The organism is Psychromonas sp. SA13A (assembly GCF_011378715.1).
Lineage (GTDB): Bacteria > Pseudomonadota > Gammaproteobacteria > Enterobacterales > Psychromonadaceae > Psychromonas.
On sequence record NZ_WTKU01000030.1, the window covers coordinates 1 to 16839 of the forward strand.

The following is a 16839-nucleotide window of genomic DNA, read 5'->3' on the forward strand; positions in this document are numbered from 1 at the left end:
TTGCGTTCCGTCCCGTGTCTGTGGATGCGCATTATAGGGATCTTGAAAAGGTAAGCAAGCGTTAATTAAGGTTTTTTATGAAAATTTTTCTGAAAGCTTATTTAATAAACAGATTGATTAAATAAGCACAATTTTGCGATGTTATTTTGTACTGATCAACTTACTAATACTGTTATTAGGGTAGAGCTTAGATGACACAGCTTTAGCGATAAGTGTACCAATAAATAATGAAAGTAATGAAATAGCGATCACGAGGGGCTCATTGTTGGTGAACAAGTAACTAATTGAGCAACCAGAAACAAATAACAGTAGAGGAATGATATAGACAATCATTGAACTTTTAACGATATCTTTATTTTCAATGAATAATTCTATTGACTCGTTAATTTCCATTCCTTGTTTATAGGGCATCGATAGATGATGAGCTCTATTTGTTAGCCCTTTCGCCACAACGCCAACCCCACAGTTGTCGTTACTACTACAAGATTTGCATGCAGACTTTGAAATACACTCTACAACTACTGTTTTTTCACCATTAATTTCTTTGATTTCAATAATGCGTCCAGTTTCTTGAATCATTATTTTACAGCCTTAATTGAAGATGCAATCTTTTCCGCTGTGAGCAACGGAATTTCGCCGATCACGTTAACTTCAACATTTCCCTGTTGTTTTGTATACAGCAAGGTCCCACCACGTTGAATAATATTTTGTTGCTTTGTCAGGTTGGTCATTTTAGTTGATATGTAAATAGACACTGAAACAATGCCATCATTAAGCATAATATATGAAATAGGATCAGTATCATGGACCATCAGTTTATGTTGGTCATCTTTTATAATTTTAAAGCCAGGAGGCAACCAAGTTAACTCCCATGGAGCCACATCTTTTACTGTAGTTTTAGGTAAATGCAGTACGTCAGGTGCTTTCTGATCACTCATCCTTTTAATCCAAGGATTAATTGACTCAGTGACATTCAATGAAACAACCATAGTTTGTTCAAGTATCAGGTTAGATTTGTTAATTGTTTCCAAACGCAGTGGTAAATAACTACCTAGATCCAACCAAATAATATAACTATAACGGTACATATCTTTGCTTGTCATTCTAATAGCAATAGATTTTTTACCTGCAATTCTGCTTTTTCCTAAAATAAGATATTCATAGTTTTTATTGCCGCTATCAAAATCAAAATTAGCAATATTGGCAAACACACTGTGGTCTCGATTTGTGACTAAGCTATAGGCTTGATTACCCTGTTGGTAATAGCTTATTTTACCATCAAATTGTAAGGACTCACGTATCCCGCCATTTAGATAACTAAAATATGCAATACGTTGTCCATCAAGAACACCATGAATAAGTTGTTTAGGCTCTATTTGATTTTGTGCTGTATTAAGATAGAGCAGCTCATAATTTAATTCTTTATAAGCTTGCTTCATCTTTTTTAAATAAGTTAACGCTGATGGTTGAACTTGTTTTGTTATGGTTTGTTGTGACGTTTCTTCTTGACTCGCAAGTAATTGCGGCGAAACTAAGAATACAATTACTGAAAATAGTACAACTAAAAATGATCGATGTTTCATCGTTAACCTTAAGGCTGTACTTGCAACTGTAGCTGATGATCTTTAAGCAGCGCTTCTAAATGTTCATTACGCTCTTTGATACCACTTTTAGTTTGTACGGGTGTAGCTTGTAAACTGACTGGTGCAGCAGCGCCACCAAAAGGTACAGTATTAAGTACAGGTGTCACACTTGGGTCTGTTACTGCATTTTGATTGATCATTAAACTACTGACCACTACAACGCCAGCCACTGAAGCTGCAATTGCATATTGCCCAAAGCGCTTCATAAAAGGCACAACATTACTTTCTACCTTTTCAGGTGTAGCAATCGGTACAATTTTATTATCTTGGGTTTCATTAACAATGGCCGCCATTACGCTGTCGGTAATATCAATTCGTAAATCCAAGCCTTCGCTTTCGTCACGCATTACATCGCCGATTAATTGATATCTTGAAAACTGTTTCTGTGACTCAGTATCATCAAGAATATGTTTAATCACCATGTCATCATGCAACTCATTATCAATGAGTGTTGATATATCTTGTGAGTATTCTTTCATTATTAATTCCAATTAATTTTCTAATAAAGGTTTTAACTGTTTATCTATCGCTTCACGTGCTCTGAAAATACGAGATCTAACGGTACCAATTGGGCAATTTTCAATTTGCGCAATTTCGTCATAACTCATGCCTTCTAGTTCACGTAATGTAATTGCTGACTTTAACTCGTCAGGCAAATCTCCAATCACTTTTAAGATCACTTGCTTTACTTCCTGAGAATGTAAAATAGCCTCAGGGTTTGCATCATCTTTTAAAGCTCCACTGCCATCATAGCTATCTGCCTCTTCTGCATCGATGTCTGATGCTGGCGGGCGACGGCTTTGACTTGTTAAATAGTTCTTAGCTGTATTCACTGTTATTCGAAACAACCAAGTATAAAAAGCACTATCACCTCGAAAATTGGGTAATGACTTATACACTTTAATAAACACTTCTTGTGATACATCTGGTATATCACCAGAGCTGCGCACGTAACGTGTTAATATATTAGCCACACGTGTCTGGTACTTACGTACTAATAATGCAAATGCTTGTTGCTCACCATTTTGTATACGCTGTATTAATTGTAAATCTAATTCACGCTCATTCATTGAGCTTTTCTACCTATATTTATAGTGAGCTATCGATTCTCACAGTTATGACTTTTATAAAAAAAGAAAGTTCCAAATAAATTCAAAACAAAGGGATTTTTGGATAGACTCAATGAGTACTCGGAATTGTTAGTTAATCATTTTACCCAAAATAGAGCATATAATGCCATGGCAGAAAATAAAACAACAACTGAACATCAATATACTTGTGACGTTTTAATTATCGGAGCAGGCGCAGCCGGTTTATCTTTAGCATTAAAAATAGCCACTCACAGCGATGTGAGAGTATTAAGTAAAGGTAAACTTTCAGAAGGTTCAACCTACTATGCACAAGGAGGTGTTGCTGCTGTTTTCTCAGATGATGACAGTACCGACTCGCATTTTGAAGATACGCTTGTTGCCGGTGCAGGTTTGTGCGACGAAGACGCAGTTCGTTTCACAGTCAATAATGCTAAAGCAAGCATGCAATGGTTAATTGATACCGGCGTTAATTTTGATACTGAAGTTAATGACCAAGAAGAAACACAATACCACCTTACTCGTGAAGGCGGTCACTCTCACCGTAGAATTTTACACGCTGCAGATGCAACGGGTCGAGAAATTGAAGAGTCATTACTTTCAGCAGTCAAAAAACATCCTAGAATTACTTTAATGGAAGGCTTCAATGCCATTGACTTAATCACCACTCGAAAACTAAACCTCCCTGCTAATAGAGTATTAGGTGCTTACGTTTGGAACCGAACAGCGGAACGTGTCGAAACAATCAAAGCACACTTTGTGACACTGGCAACCGGTGGGGCGAGTAAAGTATATCAATATACTAGTAACCCTGATGTTTCTAGCGGTGATGGTGTTGCATTAGCTTGGCGTAGCGGTTGTCGCGTAGCCAATATGGAATTTAATCAATTTCATCCAACTTGTTTATATCATGCTGACGCTAAGAACTTCTTATTAACAGAAGCATTACGCGGCGAAGGAGCGCTGTTATTACGCCCCGATGGCACTCGATTTATGCCGGATTTCGATGAACGTGGCGAATTAGCACCGCGAGATATTGTTGCACGTGCAATAGACTACGAAATGAAGCGTTTAGGTGTTGATTGTATGTACCTAGATATTAGCCATAGACCTAAAGAATTTATTGTTAAACACTTTCCGACAATATATCGCCGCTGCCTACTACTCGGCCTTGATATTGCTCACCAACCAATGCCAATTGTTCCAGCTGCGCATTATACCTGTGGCGGTGTCATGATTGATCATCATGGGCAAACTGATATCGATGGCCTATATGCCATTGGAGAAGTAACCTATACCGGCTTACATGGAGCAAATCGATTGGCTTCAAACTCACTGTTAGAATGTATTGTATACGCACATGCTTGTGCCAAAGATATTCTTAATCGTATCCCTTTTTATGAGAATAGAAAGTTTGCAACCATTCCAGATTGGGATGATAGCCAGGTTGAAAATTCAGATGAACAAGTAGTTATTCAACATAACTGGCACGAATTACGTTTATTTATGTGGGATTATGTTGGAATTGTACGTACCGATAAACGCTTACAAAGAGCATTACATCGCGTTGAACTTTTACAAAGCGAAATATCTGAATATTATAGTAACTTTAAAGTTGGTAACAATTTACTCGAGCTAAGAAATTTAGTTCAAGTAGCTGAATTGATTATAAAAAGTGCCATACAAAGAAAGGAAAGTCGTGGCCTACATTATAACTTAGATTATCCTGAGCAAAATGGTGATCCAAAACCAACTATTTTAAATCCAGATAAAAACTAGTGTTAACTGGTGCTGTTGATGAGCCGCGCAAGTAACCGATACTCGCTATCAGTAACACTATCATGAAACACAATAAACCACTTCCTAGGTTTATTGTGTTTATGTTTGTTGTGCTTATCGCTCACGAATAATGCATGGTTCACTTCTACACATAAGAATAAGACCCAGCCATTATAAAATGAGCGCGCACTGATATCGCCAGTAACCTTAATGGGTTGATTAATTTCAATCTCACCGCTTTCGGATAATCGACTTGAAAAAGGCAAAAAGGGTAAGGAGTAAACAATATAGAAGGCCGTACTCAAATAAGCCAATAGACATAAAAGACTAACCCACCCTATTCCCCATAACAGGACGAATAAAAAAGCGATGGCCAAGAAAAAGAACATCGCCAAAGCTTTGGCGATGAACGAGGGTTTATTGTGAATATTATATTTTAACGCGCTTGAGGATGACATCTACAATTTCTGCAAGTTCAGGATCAGGACAAACTTCATGCCCCATAAACCAAGCAAATAATTCAGGATCTTCACATGTTAATAAACGGCGAAAATATAATTTATGTTGATCACTTAACTCGCTATAGGCCTCTTTTACAAAAGGCATGAACAATACATCAAGCTCTAACATACCACGACGACAAGCCCATAATAAACGAGAAAGAGAAAACTCTTCTGGCATGACTGATACTTCCTTTTAAAAATATGAAAAAATGGAGGAATTTTATATAAAGTGCACAACATCATAACAACAACATTTTATTAACAGCAACTACTGACAAAATAGGTTGTGAGCTATAACATTGTAAAAAACAAATTCGTCCAATAATGAGGCCAAACATGCTAACACTTAGTCAACTTGAGAACATTAGCCAACTACCCGACTTAGTTCTTTGCCCACTTAATAGCTGGGATTTAATCAGTGTAACAGGCGAAGATCGTGTTGCCTTTTTACAAGGCCAATTAACCTGTGATTTAGAAAAATTAATTCCCGGTGAACAAACTTTAGCTGCCCATTGTAACCCTCAAGGTAAAGCATGGAGTGTTGCACGGGTTATTATTTTAGAAGATCGCATTTTATTAGTTCAACCCAGTTCTGTATCAACGGTGCAATTACCGGAATTAAAAAAATACGCCGCTTTCTCAAAAGTAACCATACAAAAAGAAACAGAGTACCAAGCATTTGGTTTAGCGGGATGTAAATCTGCACAATATATTGCAGAGCAAGTAGATACTGCTGCGACTCATGATAATAGTCGATTACTTGATACTGGAACAGTACTAATAAAGCAACCTTACCCTTCATTACGCTATTTAGTGATCATGAAAAATGAAGCTGCCGAAGAATTATTACTCGACTTAAAAGATAAAGCTGATGTCTTCGATGATAGCTTATGGAATGCCATGAACATTGCTGCAGGCACAGGTTTTATTCAAGCAGAAACCTCTGCACAATTTGTTCCGCAAATGCTTAACCTACAAGCACTAAACGCGATTAGCTTTACAAAGGGCTGTTATATCGGCCAAGAAACTGTTGCACGAGCTAAATATAGGGGAGCGAATAAACGCGCCTTATTTATTTTGACAGGACGCTCACCAGTAAGCCCAAAAACAGGACAAACAATCGAAGTATTATTAAATAATAACTGGAAGCGAGTCGGCACTATTATTTCTGCATGCCAATATGGAGATGGTCATATTGAGCTTTTAGCCGTTCTACCAAAAGACACCAATCCTGCGGATATTTTTCAAGTAAAAGAGATTGAAGGCTCTACTCTTTATTATGCTCCACTTCCTTATCAAATTACTGAAGATTAAAAATAAAATGGCCTCTGGTATTCTAGGGGCTTTCTTTATTTTCTGATACTTTCAAGTTATCAAACCATACCTGTTACCGATCCAAATGCATTATTTTTTTATACCGGAGTGCTAACGGGTATATATTTCCAACAACATGAATTAATGCTATTATGGTCACACTTTTTTTATGGTGAAGTGTGATAAACACCAGTATTAATGGAACATAGCTTGAATCAAGAAATCATCCAATTACGTGACAAATCAGACGAGTTTTCTCGGCTACGCGTAAGATCTGCTTTAGCGTTAATGAAAAAAGATGAAGCGGATGTTTTTCAAAGTTTTCCATTATTACTCCACTTTAATACCCCTTCAATGCCCGGTTATATCGAAGGCGATGTGCCGACCGGTATTTGTCAGTTTAGCCCAACCAAAAAACACCAACTATTAGCTCAACAATTATTTGCTACCGAATTACCTGATAATGAAGCGACACATTGTGAAATTATTGGTTTATATGCAATGGGTAGTACGTCATCTATTGGGCAGTGCTCTGAAAGTGATTTTGATGTTTGGATTTGTTATTCACATACTCTTGACAGCAAACGCGTTGCGTTGCTTCATAATAAAGCATGGGAAATAACTTACTGGGCGGAAAGCTTAGGTGTCGAATTAAACTTCTTCCTCATCCCTGATAATAAGTTTCGCGTTAACAATCAATCAGAACTAAGTAATGAGTCTTGCGGTACCTCGCAACATATGTTGCTCTTGGATGAGTTTTATCGCACCTCTTTGCGTGTCGCCGGTCGACGCATTTTATGGCGTCAAATCCCGCACCAACATGAACAAGATTATGATGAGTATGTAAAAATGCTACATCAGACAGGTCAAATCAATATTGACGATTGGTTAGATTTAGGTGGGTTGCATTGCGTGCCCGCGGAAGAGTTATTTGGTGCCACGTTATGGCAATTGTACAAAGGTATTGATAACCCTTATAAAGCAACATTAAAAACTATTTTAATGGAGGCTTATTCTTGGGAATACCCAAATACTGAACTAATTTCAACCTCCTACAAAAAAAGCTTTCAAGAACAAGATTCCTATGATGAAGAGTTAGATCCTTATTGCTTAATGTTAAAGAAAGTGAGCGATTATTTAATCAGTATTAATGATTTACAACGCCTAGAATTAGTTCGAGTCTGTTTTTATTTTAAAACAGAAGAGATGATATCTAAGCCTTCTTGTAATGATAATAGCGCTTGGCGCCGAACTATATTAAACAAGCTGATTAAAGAATGGGGTTGGACTGATAATCAAATAGCAGACCTAGATAATCGTAATAATTGGAAAATTCGAGAAGTACAACAAGCCAATGATTTACTACTCGACTCGCTAATGCTCAGTTACAGCAATCTGATTAAATTTGCACGTGACAACAATATTAGTGAATCAATTAGCGCCGAAGATATTGGGATTTTATCACGTAAGCTTTATGCCGCACATGAAACGTTACCAGGTAAAGTCGCTATAATTAACCCTAATATTTCGCCTAACTTGATGGAAAATAACCTCAGCTTAATCCAAATTCCAGAACACCGAAAAAATAAAGCGGGTTGGTACTTATTTAACAGTACGTTAGATACCTTTGAGTTAGCCACTACTCCTTGTATTGGTTATTCTCCGTATTTGTCAAAATTAGTAGCTTGGAGTTATGTAAATGGACTTTATGATGAAGATACAATGCTGCATTTATATAACCAAGGTTCTGATTTAGTAGATAAAAACCTTAACCAATTTGCAAAAGATTTATATGCAGTTTTTCCTATCTATGAACCTAAAGCAAGTGATAAAGCATTAAGTGCCCCCTGTGCGATTAAACATTTATCAATATTCTTAAATGTAGAAAAAGACCCGACACGACACTGGCAAGATACTGAAGAAAGTGAGCTAAACCAAATTGATAATGTAATGGCCTATGGCGAGCACAAAGAAAGTTTGATAGGTAGTATCGACTTTATCTACCGGAATTCATGGAATGAAGTGCGTACCTTACACTTTAATAGTCAATTCTCAGTCGTTGAAGCATTGAATACCATTCTTTCAAAAATGCATCAAGATGCATCACCGCCTAACCAAATTGATTTATTTTGTTATAGCAGACATTTTAGTGAACAAATATGTCAATCTTTTGGAAGTAAGTTGAATGAGTTTATTCAATTGCGCTTACATACTGTTCATACTCGCTCCGTACAAACATTATGGACCGGTGGTAGAAAATTTGGCTTTTACTTTGAACGTAAAGGCGTTTCACTACAGCACTTAGAAAGTGCAGTAGATATCTATAGCCATATTTCTAAAAAGAAACTATCGGCGAGCACTGTAAATTTAAAGAATACACACTTTGATCAAACAGCCAATGTGATCGAATCCCATATCAGTGAAGGTCTGATTCAGTTCTTCTTTGAAAACTATAGCAGTGGGTTTAATGTTTATATTGCCAATGCAGAAAATGATATTGAGACATTTTTAAACTTTGCAGGATCTAAAAATGAGTTTGTACAGAACGTAAATCGTTTTTATGCTTCCAACAGCCATGTTTCCAGTCAACAAGATGATCAAATTAACTTTAACTTGCCACAGTTTTATGACATTACTCTAAATGAAGATAAAACCTTATCTTTAAATCCATTTAAAAGCGTAACACTTACCACTTCTAGTGAAGATTTACTGTCTGCACTTAGTAGCCAATAGCCCCACTGTAAAATTAAGCATTTACTTCAGCTCAAATTAAAAAAAGTAAGCATTAGATTGCTAGACTTCTAGCCCTCTTTACGTTCAGATTGCTATGTTAAAAGTCTCAGGGTAAAATGAAGCATATTTTTTAAAAGGTTATTATTATGTCAACAAAATGGAATGGTGAATATATTAGCCCTTATGCTGAACACGGCAAAAAGAGTGAACAAGTAAAGAAAGTGACGGTATCTATCCCTACTAAAGTCCTTAAAATATTGACCGATGAGCGCACTAGACGTCAAGTTAATAACCTACGTCACGCGACTAATAGCGAATTATTATGTGAAGCATTTTTACATGCATACACAGGGCAACCGCTGCCTGAGGATGATGAGCTAGATAAAACGCAAACAGCGCTGACAACGGACACACTAGAGAAAGAATAAATACTCCATTAGTAGCAAAAAATGCACTAGCATACTGCTTCTTTGTTGTAGGCGCCCACTGATCTTTAATTATCAATATATGATATGACAGTGTAAATTTAACGCTCGCCACCTTGCCGAAAACTGGCGAGAAGCTTTATAATAAAAAATATCAACCTCAAATTGATCTCTTCACATGCACTAAAATAATTTACCCATTATAATTTTTGTTAACTACAATTATTGATGATAATTCAGGCCATAGTCGTTGGCCGTAATGAGAGCCGTAAATATATTCTATGATTATGAATTATTTCATCGATTAACGGATTAATTGAAGAGAGGCATGAATAGTCCTATTCAATTAACAGGCATGCTTTAAATGGGGGTAATAGTGCAAGATTTTATTCAGTATATTATTTTTGGAGGTGGTTTATTTGCCGCTCTCTCTCTTTATTATTTTACATTTCATCAATCACCTAATGTAGAAAATTGGCAAGATCTGCCTTATTTGGAAGATTATTTAAAAATCCATCCTGATTGTGAAATCAAAGGGAAAAAAAATGTTAAATGTTGCTACTGCCATTCAGATAAGGTGCAATATAAAGCAGCAAAATCAAATAAAGAACATCATTATCTACACTTTTGTAGTGCTTGCAAAAAAAACTTATTTAGAAGCCGTACGTTAAACCCTAGATTCGCATAAAAAGTGCAATTTATAATACTGAAAAAAAAGCCTCGATTAAATCAATAATCAAGGCTTTGTTTATAAAAGTCAGTAGTAAGTAATTAAGCTAGAGATGCAACTGCTTCTTTAACTAATTCAGCAATTTTATCCCACTCACGATTATCAACTAAATTCGCAGGAACCATCCAAGTACCACCACATGCTATTACTGCATCAATATCTAAGTAGTTATTGATATTAGATGGTGAAACACCGCCAGTAGGCATAATGTTTACTGGGTAAACAGCGGTTAGTGATTTCAACATTGCAACACCACCAGAAGGTTCAGCAGGGAAGAATTTAACGGTATCTAATCCCATTTCCATTGCTTGCTCAACTAAAGATGGGCTATTTATACCAGGAATAATTGGCATATTACGTTGTTGACAGTATTTAACCGTTGTTGGATTAAAACCAGGGCTAACCACAAAATCAACACCGGCATCAATTGCAGCATCAACCGTTGCAGTGTTTAATACAGTACCAGCACCGATTAACATATCAGGAAATGCTTCACGCATATTTTTAATTGCTTGTGCAGCAGCAGGCGTACGGAATGTGATTTCTGCACAGGGCATACCATTTTCAACTAATACTTTACCTAGTGGTACCGCATCGTCAGCATCTTTAATTGCAATAACAGGGATAACTTTTAGAGCTTGTAGTTTTTCATTTAATGTTGTCATTTTTAATCCTATTGAATATTTTAATAAACTTTAATCGACAAAAGGTGCTGTATATTGCACATCAATTAACGCACCTTTATGCTGAATAACTGTACCTGCTAACTGGTGACCTTTTTCAGCCGCAACAATACTTGACTCACCTAATATACGTTTTGACATATAACCTGCAGCAAAAGAGTCACCAGCAGCCGTTGTATCAATTACATTTTCAGGAGATATTTTAGTCGCAGCAACACTGGTAGACTGATCACCTGTAACAATTAAACACTCACTGCCACCCTGCTTAATTACAATCTCTTGCACACCTAAAGCGCGCGTACGGGCAAGGCAATCTTCAATACAAGTATCACCAAAAAGTGCTTGTTCATCATCAAAAGTTAACAAACCTGTATGAGTAACAGAGAGAATTCGTTTAAAACTTTCGGCGGCTTGCTCTGCAGAATCCCACAATTTAGGTCGGTAATTGTTATCGAAATAAACTTTACCACCATTCGATTTATAACGACTCAATAGATCATAAAGTTTTTCGCGACTCTGGAGCGGTAAAATTGCGAGACTAATACCAGATAAATAAATTGCATCCTGAGCTAGCAATTTTTCAATAAGTTCATCACTCGCTGTTTCAAGCCAATATTTTGCAGCGGCATCATCGCGCCAGTATAAAAAGCTACGTTCGCCAGTTTCATCTGTTTCAACCATATATAAACCAGGTTGCTTAGTAGCAGAGCGTTGTACAAACTGAGCATTAATACCCTCTAAAGACCAACTATCAATCATTTCTTGACTTATTTTATCCTGACCTAATGCAGTAACGTAACTAACATTAACGGCTTTACCTTCGCTTAAGCGCGATAAATAAACAGCGGTATTTAATGTGTCACCGCCGAAGCTTTTACGCCAAACACCATTAATTTCTTGCAATTCAATCATACATTCGCCGATTAAAGCGATATTTAGCTCACCCATTAGTCACCTCTTTTATAAAAAATGGAACCATTACTACCCTCTACTCATTAAAATTATTACTCATCTCAGAGTTATTTCTGGTTTTATTTATAAAATCAGCAGTTTATTTTTAATAATGTAAAAGCATTTTATGCACAAGTTACTTCACTGTGCTTATCCATATTATGGTATTGGTTGGAGTAAACTGTTTTCAATTGCTTAACTCAACCTTATCTCTGTTTGTTTCCGTTCTTTAAATAGGGTTTAAATTGTACATTACGCATGCCATTTTGTAATACAAAAAGACACTATGTGTGATCCAGATCATCAGCGAATATAACAATCAAAATAAACACTTTAAGATCAAAAAGATAAAATAGACCAAATTATAAAAGTTTAATCTATCAATTAAACATATCTATAAAATTTATAACCAACCCATTGAAAATAAGCAGCTAAAAAATTAAAAAAGAGGAAATAAATAATAATTTAATAGTGAGTGTTATACATTTAAAAGTATAAAAATAGAGATCTCATTCTTAAAAATAAAAAAAACTTATGATTTAAAGCCTTATTTGTATTACTTTATAACATGAATCTTTTACTTAAATATGCAATGAGGTAATAATGTCTAGCAACGTCAACGCAGTGCTTATGGACCAACAAGAAATCAAAGCAATCCAACAACAACTTGGTAAGCAAAGTTTAATGGGCCGCAGCCTTGATGCACTTATTATCGATACAGATAACTACCTTTCTTTAGTCATTGATGTACCAGGTCACAGCCCTGCAGGCGGTTATGCACATAATAAACATCAACAAAATTATAAATATATTGATCAAGCAGGTCGTTTATTTTTAATCACTGGTGAAGAAAAGTATGCACAATTTGCAGCAGATCTATTAACTCAATATGCAGATAAATATTTAGCACTAGGGTTTCAAGTACAAAGAAACACTAATCCACCAGGGCGTTTGTTTCACCAAATGTTAAATGAACATGTTTGGTTATTATATTCGAGCTTAGGTTATAGCTGTATTAAACACTGGTTAACTGAGACACAGCGCAAACACATTATTGAACAATTATTTGAACCCATGTTAGAAGTAGCAACGGTCAAATATGACTTTGATTTTGATCGCATTCATAACCACGGTGTGTGGGCAGTTGCGGCAACAGCGGCATGTGGAGCAGCAATTGAACAAGAGAAATATATTGATTTAGCGTTACATGGTTTAGCTGGTGATGACATACAAGGTGGCTTTCTTGCACAACTAAGCAATTTATTTGCGCCTTCAGGTTATTACATTGAAGGGCCTTATTACCACCGTTATGCGATTCGTCCTTTATGTTTATTAGCGGAGCTAACTCAACGATACCGTCCAGAGTTAGATATATTTAACTTTAAAGGCCAAGTGATTGGTAAAACAATTCAATCTTTATTATCTACTGCTTACCCGAACGGTGTATTCCCATCATTAAACGATGCTTCAAAAAGCATGGATATTAAAGATGAAGGTGTCGTGATTGCAGTGAGTTTATATGCAAAACATTATCCTGAAGATACAAACTTATTTGGTATTGTTAAAATTCAACAACAAATTTGGATCAGTGGTTGTGGCGTTGCTTTATCACAAGCTTACCAAGCACAAGACTCAGTTGAAACTCCTTGCTTACCAAGTGTTGAGTTAAGCGAAGGTCCTAATGGTGACAAAGGTGCACAAGGCTTTATTCGCATGCAAAATACAAAGGGTGATATTAGCCAACTCGTGATGAACTATGGTCAACATGGTATGGGACACGGCCACTTCGATACATTAGGGATGACTTACTTTAATAACAATCAAGAAGTATTACGTGATTACGGGTTTGGGCGTTGGGTGAACATAGAACCTAAATTTGGTGGTCGTTATCTTGATGAAAATAAATCTTATGCGCGCCAAACTATCGCACATAACTTAGTATCTGTTGATGCTAGCTGTCAAAACAACTTTGATGTTGATACAGCTGATAGTAAACACGGCACGCCGCACTTCTTTGTTGGTCACGGTAAAACACAAGCAATGAGCGCTTATGCTGTTGGCTTTTATCCTGGTGTTGACCAACAACGCTCACTTATTTTAATTGAGCATGAGCAATTAGAAAAACCACTGTTGATTGATTTATTCCGATTAATCAGTGAAGAAACACATCAATACGACTACTCCCTACAGTATCAAGGTCAAATCATTCGTACCAATGTTGAGCACAAACAACACGCAATATTAAATCCAATGGGTGATGATGCAGGTTACCAACACTTATGGAACGAAAGTGAAGGCCCAGCAGCAAAAGGCACAAATTTGGTCAGTTGGTTACAAGGTAGCAGTTATTACACATGGTTAAGTGCATCCTCTTCTGACGATACTTTATTCTTCACTCGTACTGGTGCTAACGATCCATCATTTAACTTACGTAGCGAAACCAGTTTAATTTTACGTCGCGAAGCTAAAAATGCACTATTTGCTAATGTGATAGAAACGCATGGTTACTTTAATGAAGCGATTGAAGCTAGCTTAGATGCACGCGGTAAAATTCATTCAATTAATATTGTTGGTTTTAACGACGATGCAACCGTTGTCGATCTTGTAGGTGACGGTATTGCACTCACAGTGATGGTTAATAATGACCGTAATGCAACAGCTGACAGTCAAACAACTATCGAATTTAATAATCAATCGTACAGCTTCCAAGGTTTTGTTGCTGTAGAAAGTAAAGAGGTTTAATCATGAGTTACCAACCATTACTAATGAGCTATGAACAAGCAGCTGACTTACGTCAATACGTAGGCACTGACTCACTAATTGGTCGCTCTATTGCTGAAGAAATTGAAGCACTTGAAGCTTACATGCCAATGGGTATTGAAATTCCAGGGCATGGTGAAGCAGGCGGTTACGAACATAACCGTCATAAGCAAAACTATATTCATTTAGACTTAGCGGGTCGTTTGTACTTAATCACTGAAGATAAACGTTACCTAGACTACGCAACAACCATGTTAGTTGAATATGCAAAGGTTTATAAGCATCGCGAGTTGAACATTAGCCGTGACTCGAATAAACCAGGTCGTTTATTTCACCAAACATTAAACGAAAATATGTGGATGTTATATTCATCGTGCGCTTACTCTTGTATTCGCCATGAGTTAACAGAAGATCAACAACAACTTATAGAAAATGACTTGTTTAAAGTCATGCTTGAAATGTTTGTTGTCACCTATGCCGAGAACTTCGATATTATCCATAACCACGGTTTATGGTCAGTAGCCAGTGCAGGTATTTGTGCTTACGCTATCAATGATCAAGCTACAGTCGACAAAGCAATCTATGGCCTAAAAGGTGACAGTGTTTCTGGTGGTTTTATTGCACAATTAACGCAATTATTCTCGCCAGATGGTTACTACATGGAAGGTCCGTACTACCACCGTTTCTCACTACGACCAATCTTCCTGTTCGCTGAAACCATTGAACGTCGTCAACCAGAGGTCGGCATCTACCAATTAAAAGATGAAGTGATTAAAACAACTGCATACGCAGTCATGTCCACAGCATTCCCTAATGGTACGTTACCCGCATTAAATGACTCATCTCGTACAATGGACATTAAAGATCTAGGTATTTTATTAGCGACTAACATCTGTTTCGACCGTTACGAGCAAAATGAAACATTATTAGCGATGGCTAAACACCAAGATCATGTTTGGGTTCATAACACTGGCGCAGCCCTATCTAATGCATTAGATAGCAATGCCGAAGTAGCAAACTTTAACTGGGGCAGCTTAAGTCTCACAGATGGCGCTGAAGGCGAGTGTGGGGGAGTAACGATTCTTCGTCATCGTGATGCCAAATCAGACGATAGCATGGCGCTACTTTGGTACGGTCAGCATGGTAGTGATGCAAAACTTCACTCGGCATTAGATCATGGTCATTTTGATGGTTTGCATTTAAGCCTATTTAACAATAATCAAGAATTCATTAATGATTATGGTTATGGTCGTTGGGTTAATATCGAGCCTAAATTTGGTGGTCGTTACATTCCTGAAAATAAAAGTTACTGTAAACAAACTATTGCGCACAACACCGTTGTGGTTGATCAAATCAGCCAAAACCAAGGTAGTACAGCGATTGCACAACAGCATAATGGAGAGAAGCATTTCACTCTATTAGGTAATGAAACAAGTGATAGGAAACTACAAGCAATGAGTGCATTTGCTCGTGATTACTATGCTGGAGTTGACCAACAACGTACGGTTATCATGCTTGAGTCTGAAGAGTTTGAAAAACCATTGATTATTGATCTATTCCGAATGATCAGTGAAGAAGAGCATAGCTACGATTATCCTGTTCATTACAAAGGCCAAATCATTCGTACTAACTTTGAATATCAAGCACATAAAAGCTTAAGCACAGTAGGTGATGACCATGGTTACCAACACCTTTGGAATCTTGGTCAAGGTAAAGTAGAGGGTTCATCACTAACAACTTGGTTAATGGGAAATAGTTACTATTCATTGATCAGCAGTGCAAATAAAGGCAGTGAAGTTATCTTTGCTCGTACTGGTGCGAATGATCCTGACTTCAACTTACGTAATGAGCCAATGTTCATTCTTCGCCAAAAAGCAGCCAACCATTTATTTGCTAACGTATATGAAACACACGGTTACTTTAATGAAGCGATAGAAGCGAGCTTAAATGCACGAGGACAAGTTGATTCAGTTACCGTGTTACATGCAGATGATACCGCTTCTGTTATTAGCCTTAATCTAATGGATAACAAGCAAATTAAAATCTGTGTAAGTAACCTTATCGATGTAGATAAACATACTCAAAATAGTGTACTCATTAAAGATGAAGTGATTACTTGGACTGGACCTATTGCAATATTTAATGATTCGATGGCAAAGCATTAATAGCCATCTGTAATAGATAACGTTTAATAGAGAATGTGTAATGAATAGTAGGCATTTATTACCAT

General features: G+C 36.8%; 15 protein-coding genes. 7 read left to right on the plus strand and 8 right to left on the minus strand.

Annotation, left to right across the window (positions count from 1 at the left end; translation table 11 throughout):
- Positions 1–141: 141 nt before the first annotated feature.
- Genes GQR44_RS18095 through rpoE form a run of 4 tightly spaced genes read right to left on the minus strand, consistent with a single transcriptional unit; the run spans position 142 to position 2713 of the window.
- Positions 142–579 carry a SoxR reducing system RseC family protein gene (locus GQR44_RS18095; RefSeq protein ID WP_166373086.1) on the minus strand — a complete coding sequence of 146 codons (438 nt, stop codon included), beginning with the start codon at positions 577–579 and terminating at the stop codon, positions 142–144.
- Positions 579–1583: a MucB/RseB C-terminal domain-containing protein gene (locus GQR44_RS18100; protein ID WP_166373087.1), complete on the minus strand. Its 1005-nt coding sequence runs from the start codon at positions 1581–1583 to the stop codon at positions 579–581. The genes GQR44_RS18095 and GQR44_RS18100 overlap by 1 nt, the downstream gene beginning before the upstream one ends.
- 8 nt (positions 1584–1591) lie before the next feature.
- Positions 1592–2122, minus strand: a complete 531-nt coding sequence (locus tag GQR44_RS18105; protein WP_166373088.1) for an RseA family anti-sigma factor — start codon at positions 2120–2122, stop codon at positions 1592–1594.
- Between the two features lie 12 nt (positions 2123–2134).
- Positions 2135–2713, minus strand: a complete 579-nt coding sequence (gene rpoE, locus GQR44_RS18110) for an RNA polymerase sigma factor RpoE (RefSeq protein WP_166373089.1) — start codon at positions 2711–2713, stop codon at positions 2135–2137.
- 168 nt (positions 2714–2881) lie between these two features.
- On the opposite strand from rpoE, the gene nadB reads away from it, so the two are divergent.
- A complete protein-coding gene (gene nadB / locus GQR44_RS18115; protein ID WP_166373090.1) occupies positions 2882–4510 on the plus strand; it encodes an L-aspartate oxidase in 1629 nt (542 codons plus the stop codon).
- Positions 4511–4512: 2 nt separating this feature from the next.
- On the opposite strand, the gene GQR44_RS18120 is transcribed toward nadB, so the two are convergent.
- A complete protein-coding gene (locus tag GQR44_RS18120; protein ID WP_166373091.1) occupies positions 4513–4968 on the minus strand; it encodes a protein YgfX in 456 nt (151 codons plus the stop codon).
- Positions 4940–5191 (minus strand): succinate dehydrogenase assembly factor 2, encoded by a 252-nt coding sequence (locus GQR44_RS18125; protein WP_166373092.1) that lies wholly within the window; start codon positions 5189–5191, stop codon positions 4940–4942. Before GQR44_RS18125 ends, GQR44_RS18120 begins: the two co-directional genes overlap by 29 nt.
- A gap of 158 nt (positions 5192–5349) precedes the next feature.
- On the opposite strand from GQR44_RS18125, the gene ygfZ reads away from it, so the two are divergent.
- The 4 genes from ygfZ to GQR44_RS18145 all read left to right on the plus strand — a co-directional run bounded on the left by ygfZ (position 5350) and on the right by GQR44_RS18145 (position 10173).
- Entirely contained in the window at positions 5350–6327 is a 978-nt protein-coding gene (ygfZ, locus tag GQR44_RS18130; protein ID WP_166373093.1) for a tRNA-modifying protein YgfZ, read from the plus strand.
- A 210-nt stretch (positions 6328–6537) separates the two neighbouring features.
- A complete protein-coding gene (locus GQR44_RS18135; protein ID WP_166373094.1) occupies positions 6538–9060 on the plus strand; it encodes a class I adenylate cyclase in 2523 nt (840 codons plus the stop codon).
- Positions 9061–9206: 146 nt separating this feature from the next.
- Positions 9207–9488, plus strand: coding sequence for a met regulon transcriptional regulator MetJ (gene metJ / locus GQR44_RS18140; RefSeq protein WP_166373095.1), 282 nt, complete (start codon positions 9207–9209; stop codon positions 9486–9488).
- A gap of 373 nt (positions 9489–9861) precedes the next feature.
- Positions 9862–10173: a hypothetical protein gene (locus GQR44_RS18145; RefSeq protein ID WP_166373096.1), complete on the plus strand. Its 312-nt coding sequence runs from the start codon at positions 9862–9864 to the stop codon at positions 10171–10173.
- Positions 10174–10256: 83 nt separating this feature from the next.
- Here GQR44_RS18145 and GQR44_RS18150 read toward each other — a convergent pair whose 3' ends face one another.
- Positions 10257–10880, minus strand: a complete 624-nt coding sequence (locus tag GQR44_RS18150) for a bifunctional 4-hydroxy-2-oxoglutarate aldolase/2-dehydro-3-deoxy-phosphogluconate aldolase (protein ID WP_166373097.1) — start codon at positions 10878–10880, stop codon at positions 10257–10259.
- Positions 10881–10910: 30 nt separating this feature from the next.
- On the minus strand, positions 10911–11846 hold the full coding sequence (locus GQR44_RS18155; protein ID WP_166373098.1) for a sugar kinase: 936 nt from the start codon (positions 11844–11846) through the stop codon (positions 10911–10913).
- A gap of 606 nt (positions 11847–12452) precedes the next feature.
- On the opposite strand from GQR44_RS18155, the gene GQR44_RS18160 reads away from it, so the two are divergent.
- Positions 12453–14591 carry a heparinase II/III family protein gene (locus GQR44_RS18160; RefSeq protein ID WP_166373099.1) on the plus strand — a complete coding sequence of 713 codons (2139 nt, stop codon included), beginning with the start codon at positions 12453–12455 and terminating at the stop codon, positions 14589–14591.
- Positions 14592–14593: 2 nt separating this feature from the next.
- The gene (locus tag GQR44_RS18165) at positions 14594–16774 is read left to right on the plus strand and encodes a heparinase II/III family protein (protein ID WP_166373100.1); all 2181 of its coding nucleotides are present in this window, start codon (positions 14594–14596) and stop codon (positions 16772–16774) included.
- The last annotated feature ends 65 nt before the right edge of the window (positions 16775–16839 follow it).

Excerpts from the sequence above, each read along its gene's own strand:
- GQR44_RS18120 (WP_166373091.1), bottom strand. The coding sequence starts at position 4,968 with ATGTCATCCTCAAGCGCGTTAAAATATAATATTCACAATAAACCCTCG.
- GQR44_RS18150 (WP_166373097.1), bottom strand. The coding sequence starts at position 10,880 with ATGACAACATTAAATGAAAAACTACAAGCTCTAAAAGTTATCCCTGTT.
- rpoE (WP_166373089.1), bottom strand. The coding sequence starts at position 2,713 with ATGAATGAGCGTGAATTAGATTTACAATTAATACAGCGTATACAAAAT.
- metJ (WP_166373095.1), top strand. The coding sequence starts at position 9,207 with ATGTCAACAAAATGGAATGGTGAATATATTAGCCCTTATGCTGAACAC.
- GQR44_RS18160 (WP_166373099.1), top strand. The coding sequence starts at position 12,453 with ATGTCTAGCAACGTCAACGCAGTGCTTATGGACCAACAAGAAATCAAA.
- GQR44_RS18125 (WP_166373092.1), bottom strand. The coding sequence starts at position 5,191 with ATGCCAGAAGAGTTTTCTCTTTCTCGTTTATTATGGGCTTGTCGTCGT.
- GQR44_RS18105 (WP_166373088.1), bottom strand. The coding sequence starts at position 2,122 with ATGAAAGAATACTCACAAGATATATCAACACTCATTGATAATGAGTTG.
- ygfZ (WP_166373093.1), top strand. The coding sequence starts at position 5,350 with ATGCTAACACTTAGTCAACTTGAGAACATTAGCCAACTACCCGACTTA.
- GQR44_RS18095 (WP_166373086.1), bottom strand. The coding sequence starts at position 579 with ATGATTCAAGAAACTGGACGCATTATTGAAATCAAAGAAATTAATGGT.
- nadB (WP_166373090.1), top strand. The coding sequence starts at position 2,882 with ATGGCAGAAAATAAAACAACAACTGAACATCAATATACTTGTGACGTT.
- GQR44_RS18100 (WP_166373087.1), bottom strand. The coding sequence starts at position 1,583 with ATGAAACATCGATCATTTTTAGTTGTACTATTTTCAGTAATTGTATTC.
- GQR44_RS18155 (WP_166373098.1), bottom strand. The coding sequence starts at position 11,846 with ATGGGTGAGCTAAATATCGCTTTAATCGGCGAATGTATGATTGAATTG.
- GQR44_RS18165 (WP_166373100.1), top strand. The coding sequence starts at position 14,594 with ATGAGTTACCAACCATTACTAATGAGCTATGAACAAGCAGCTGACTTA.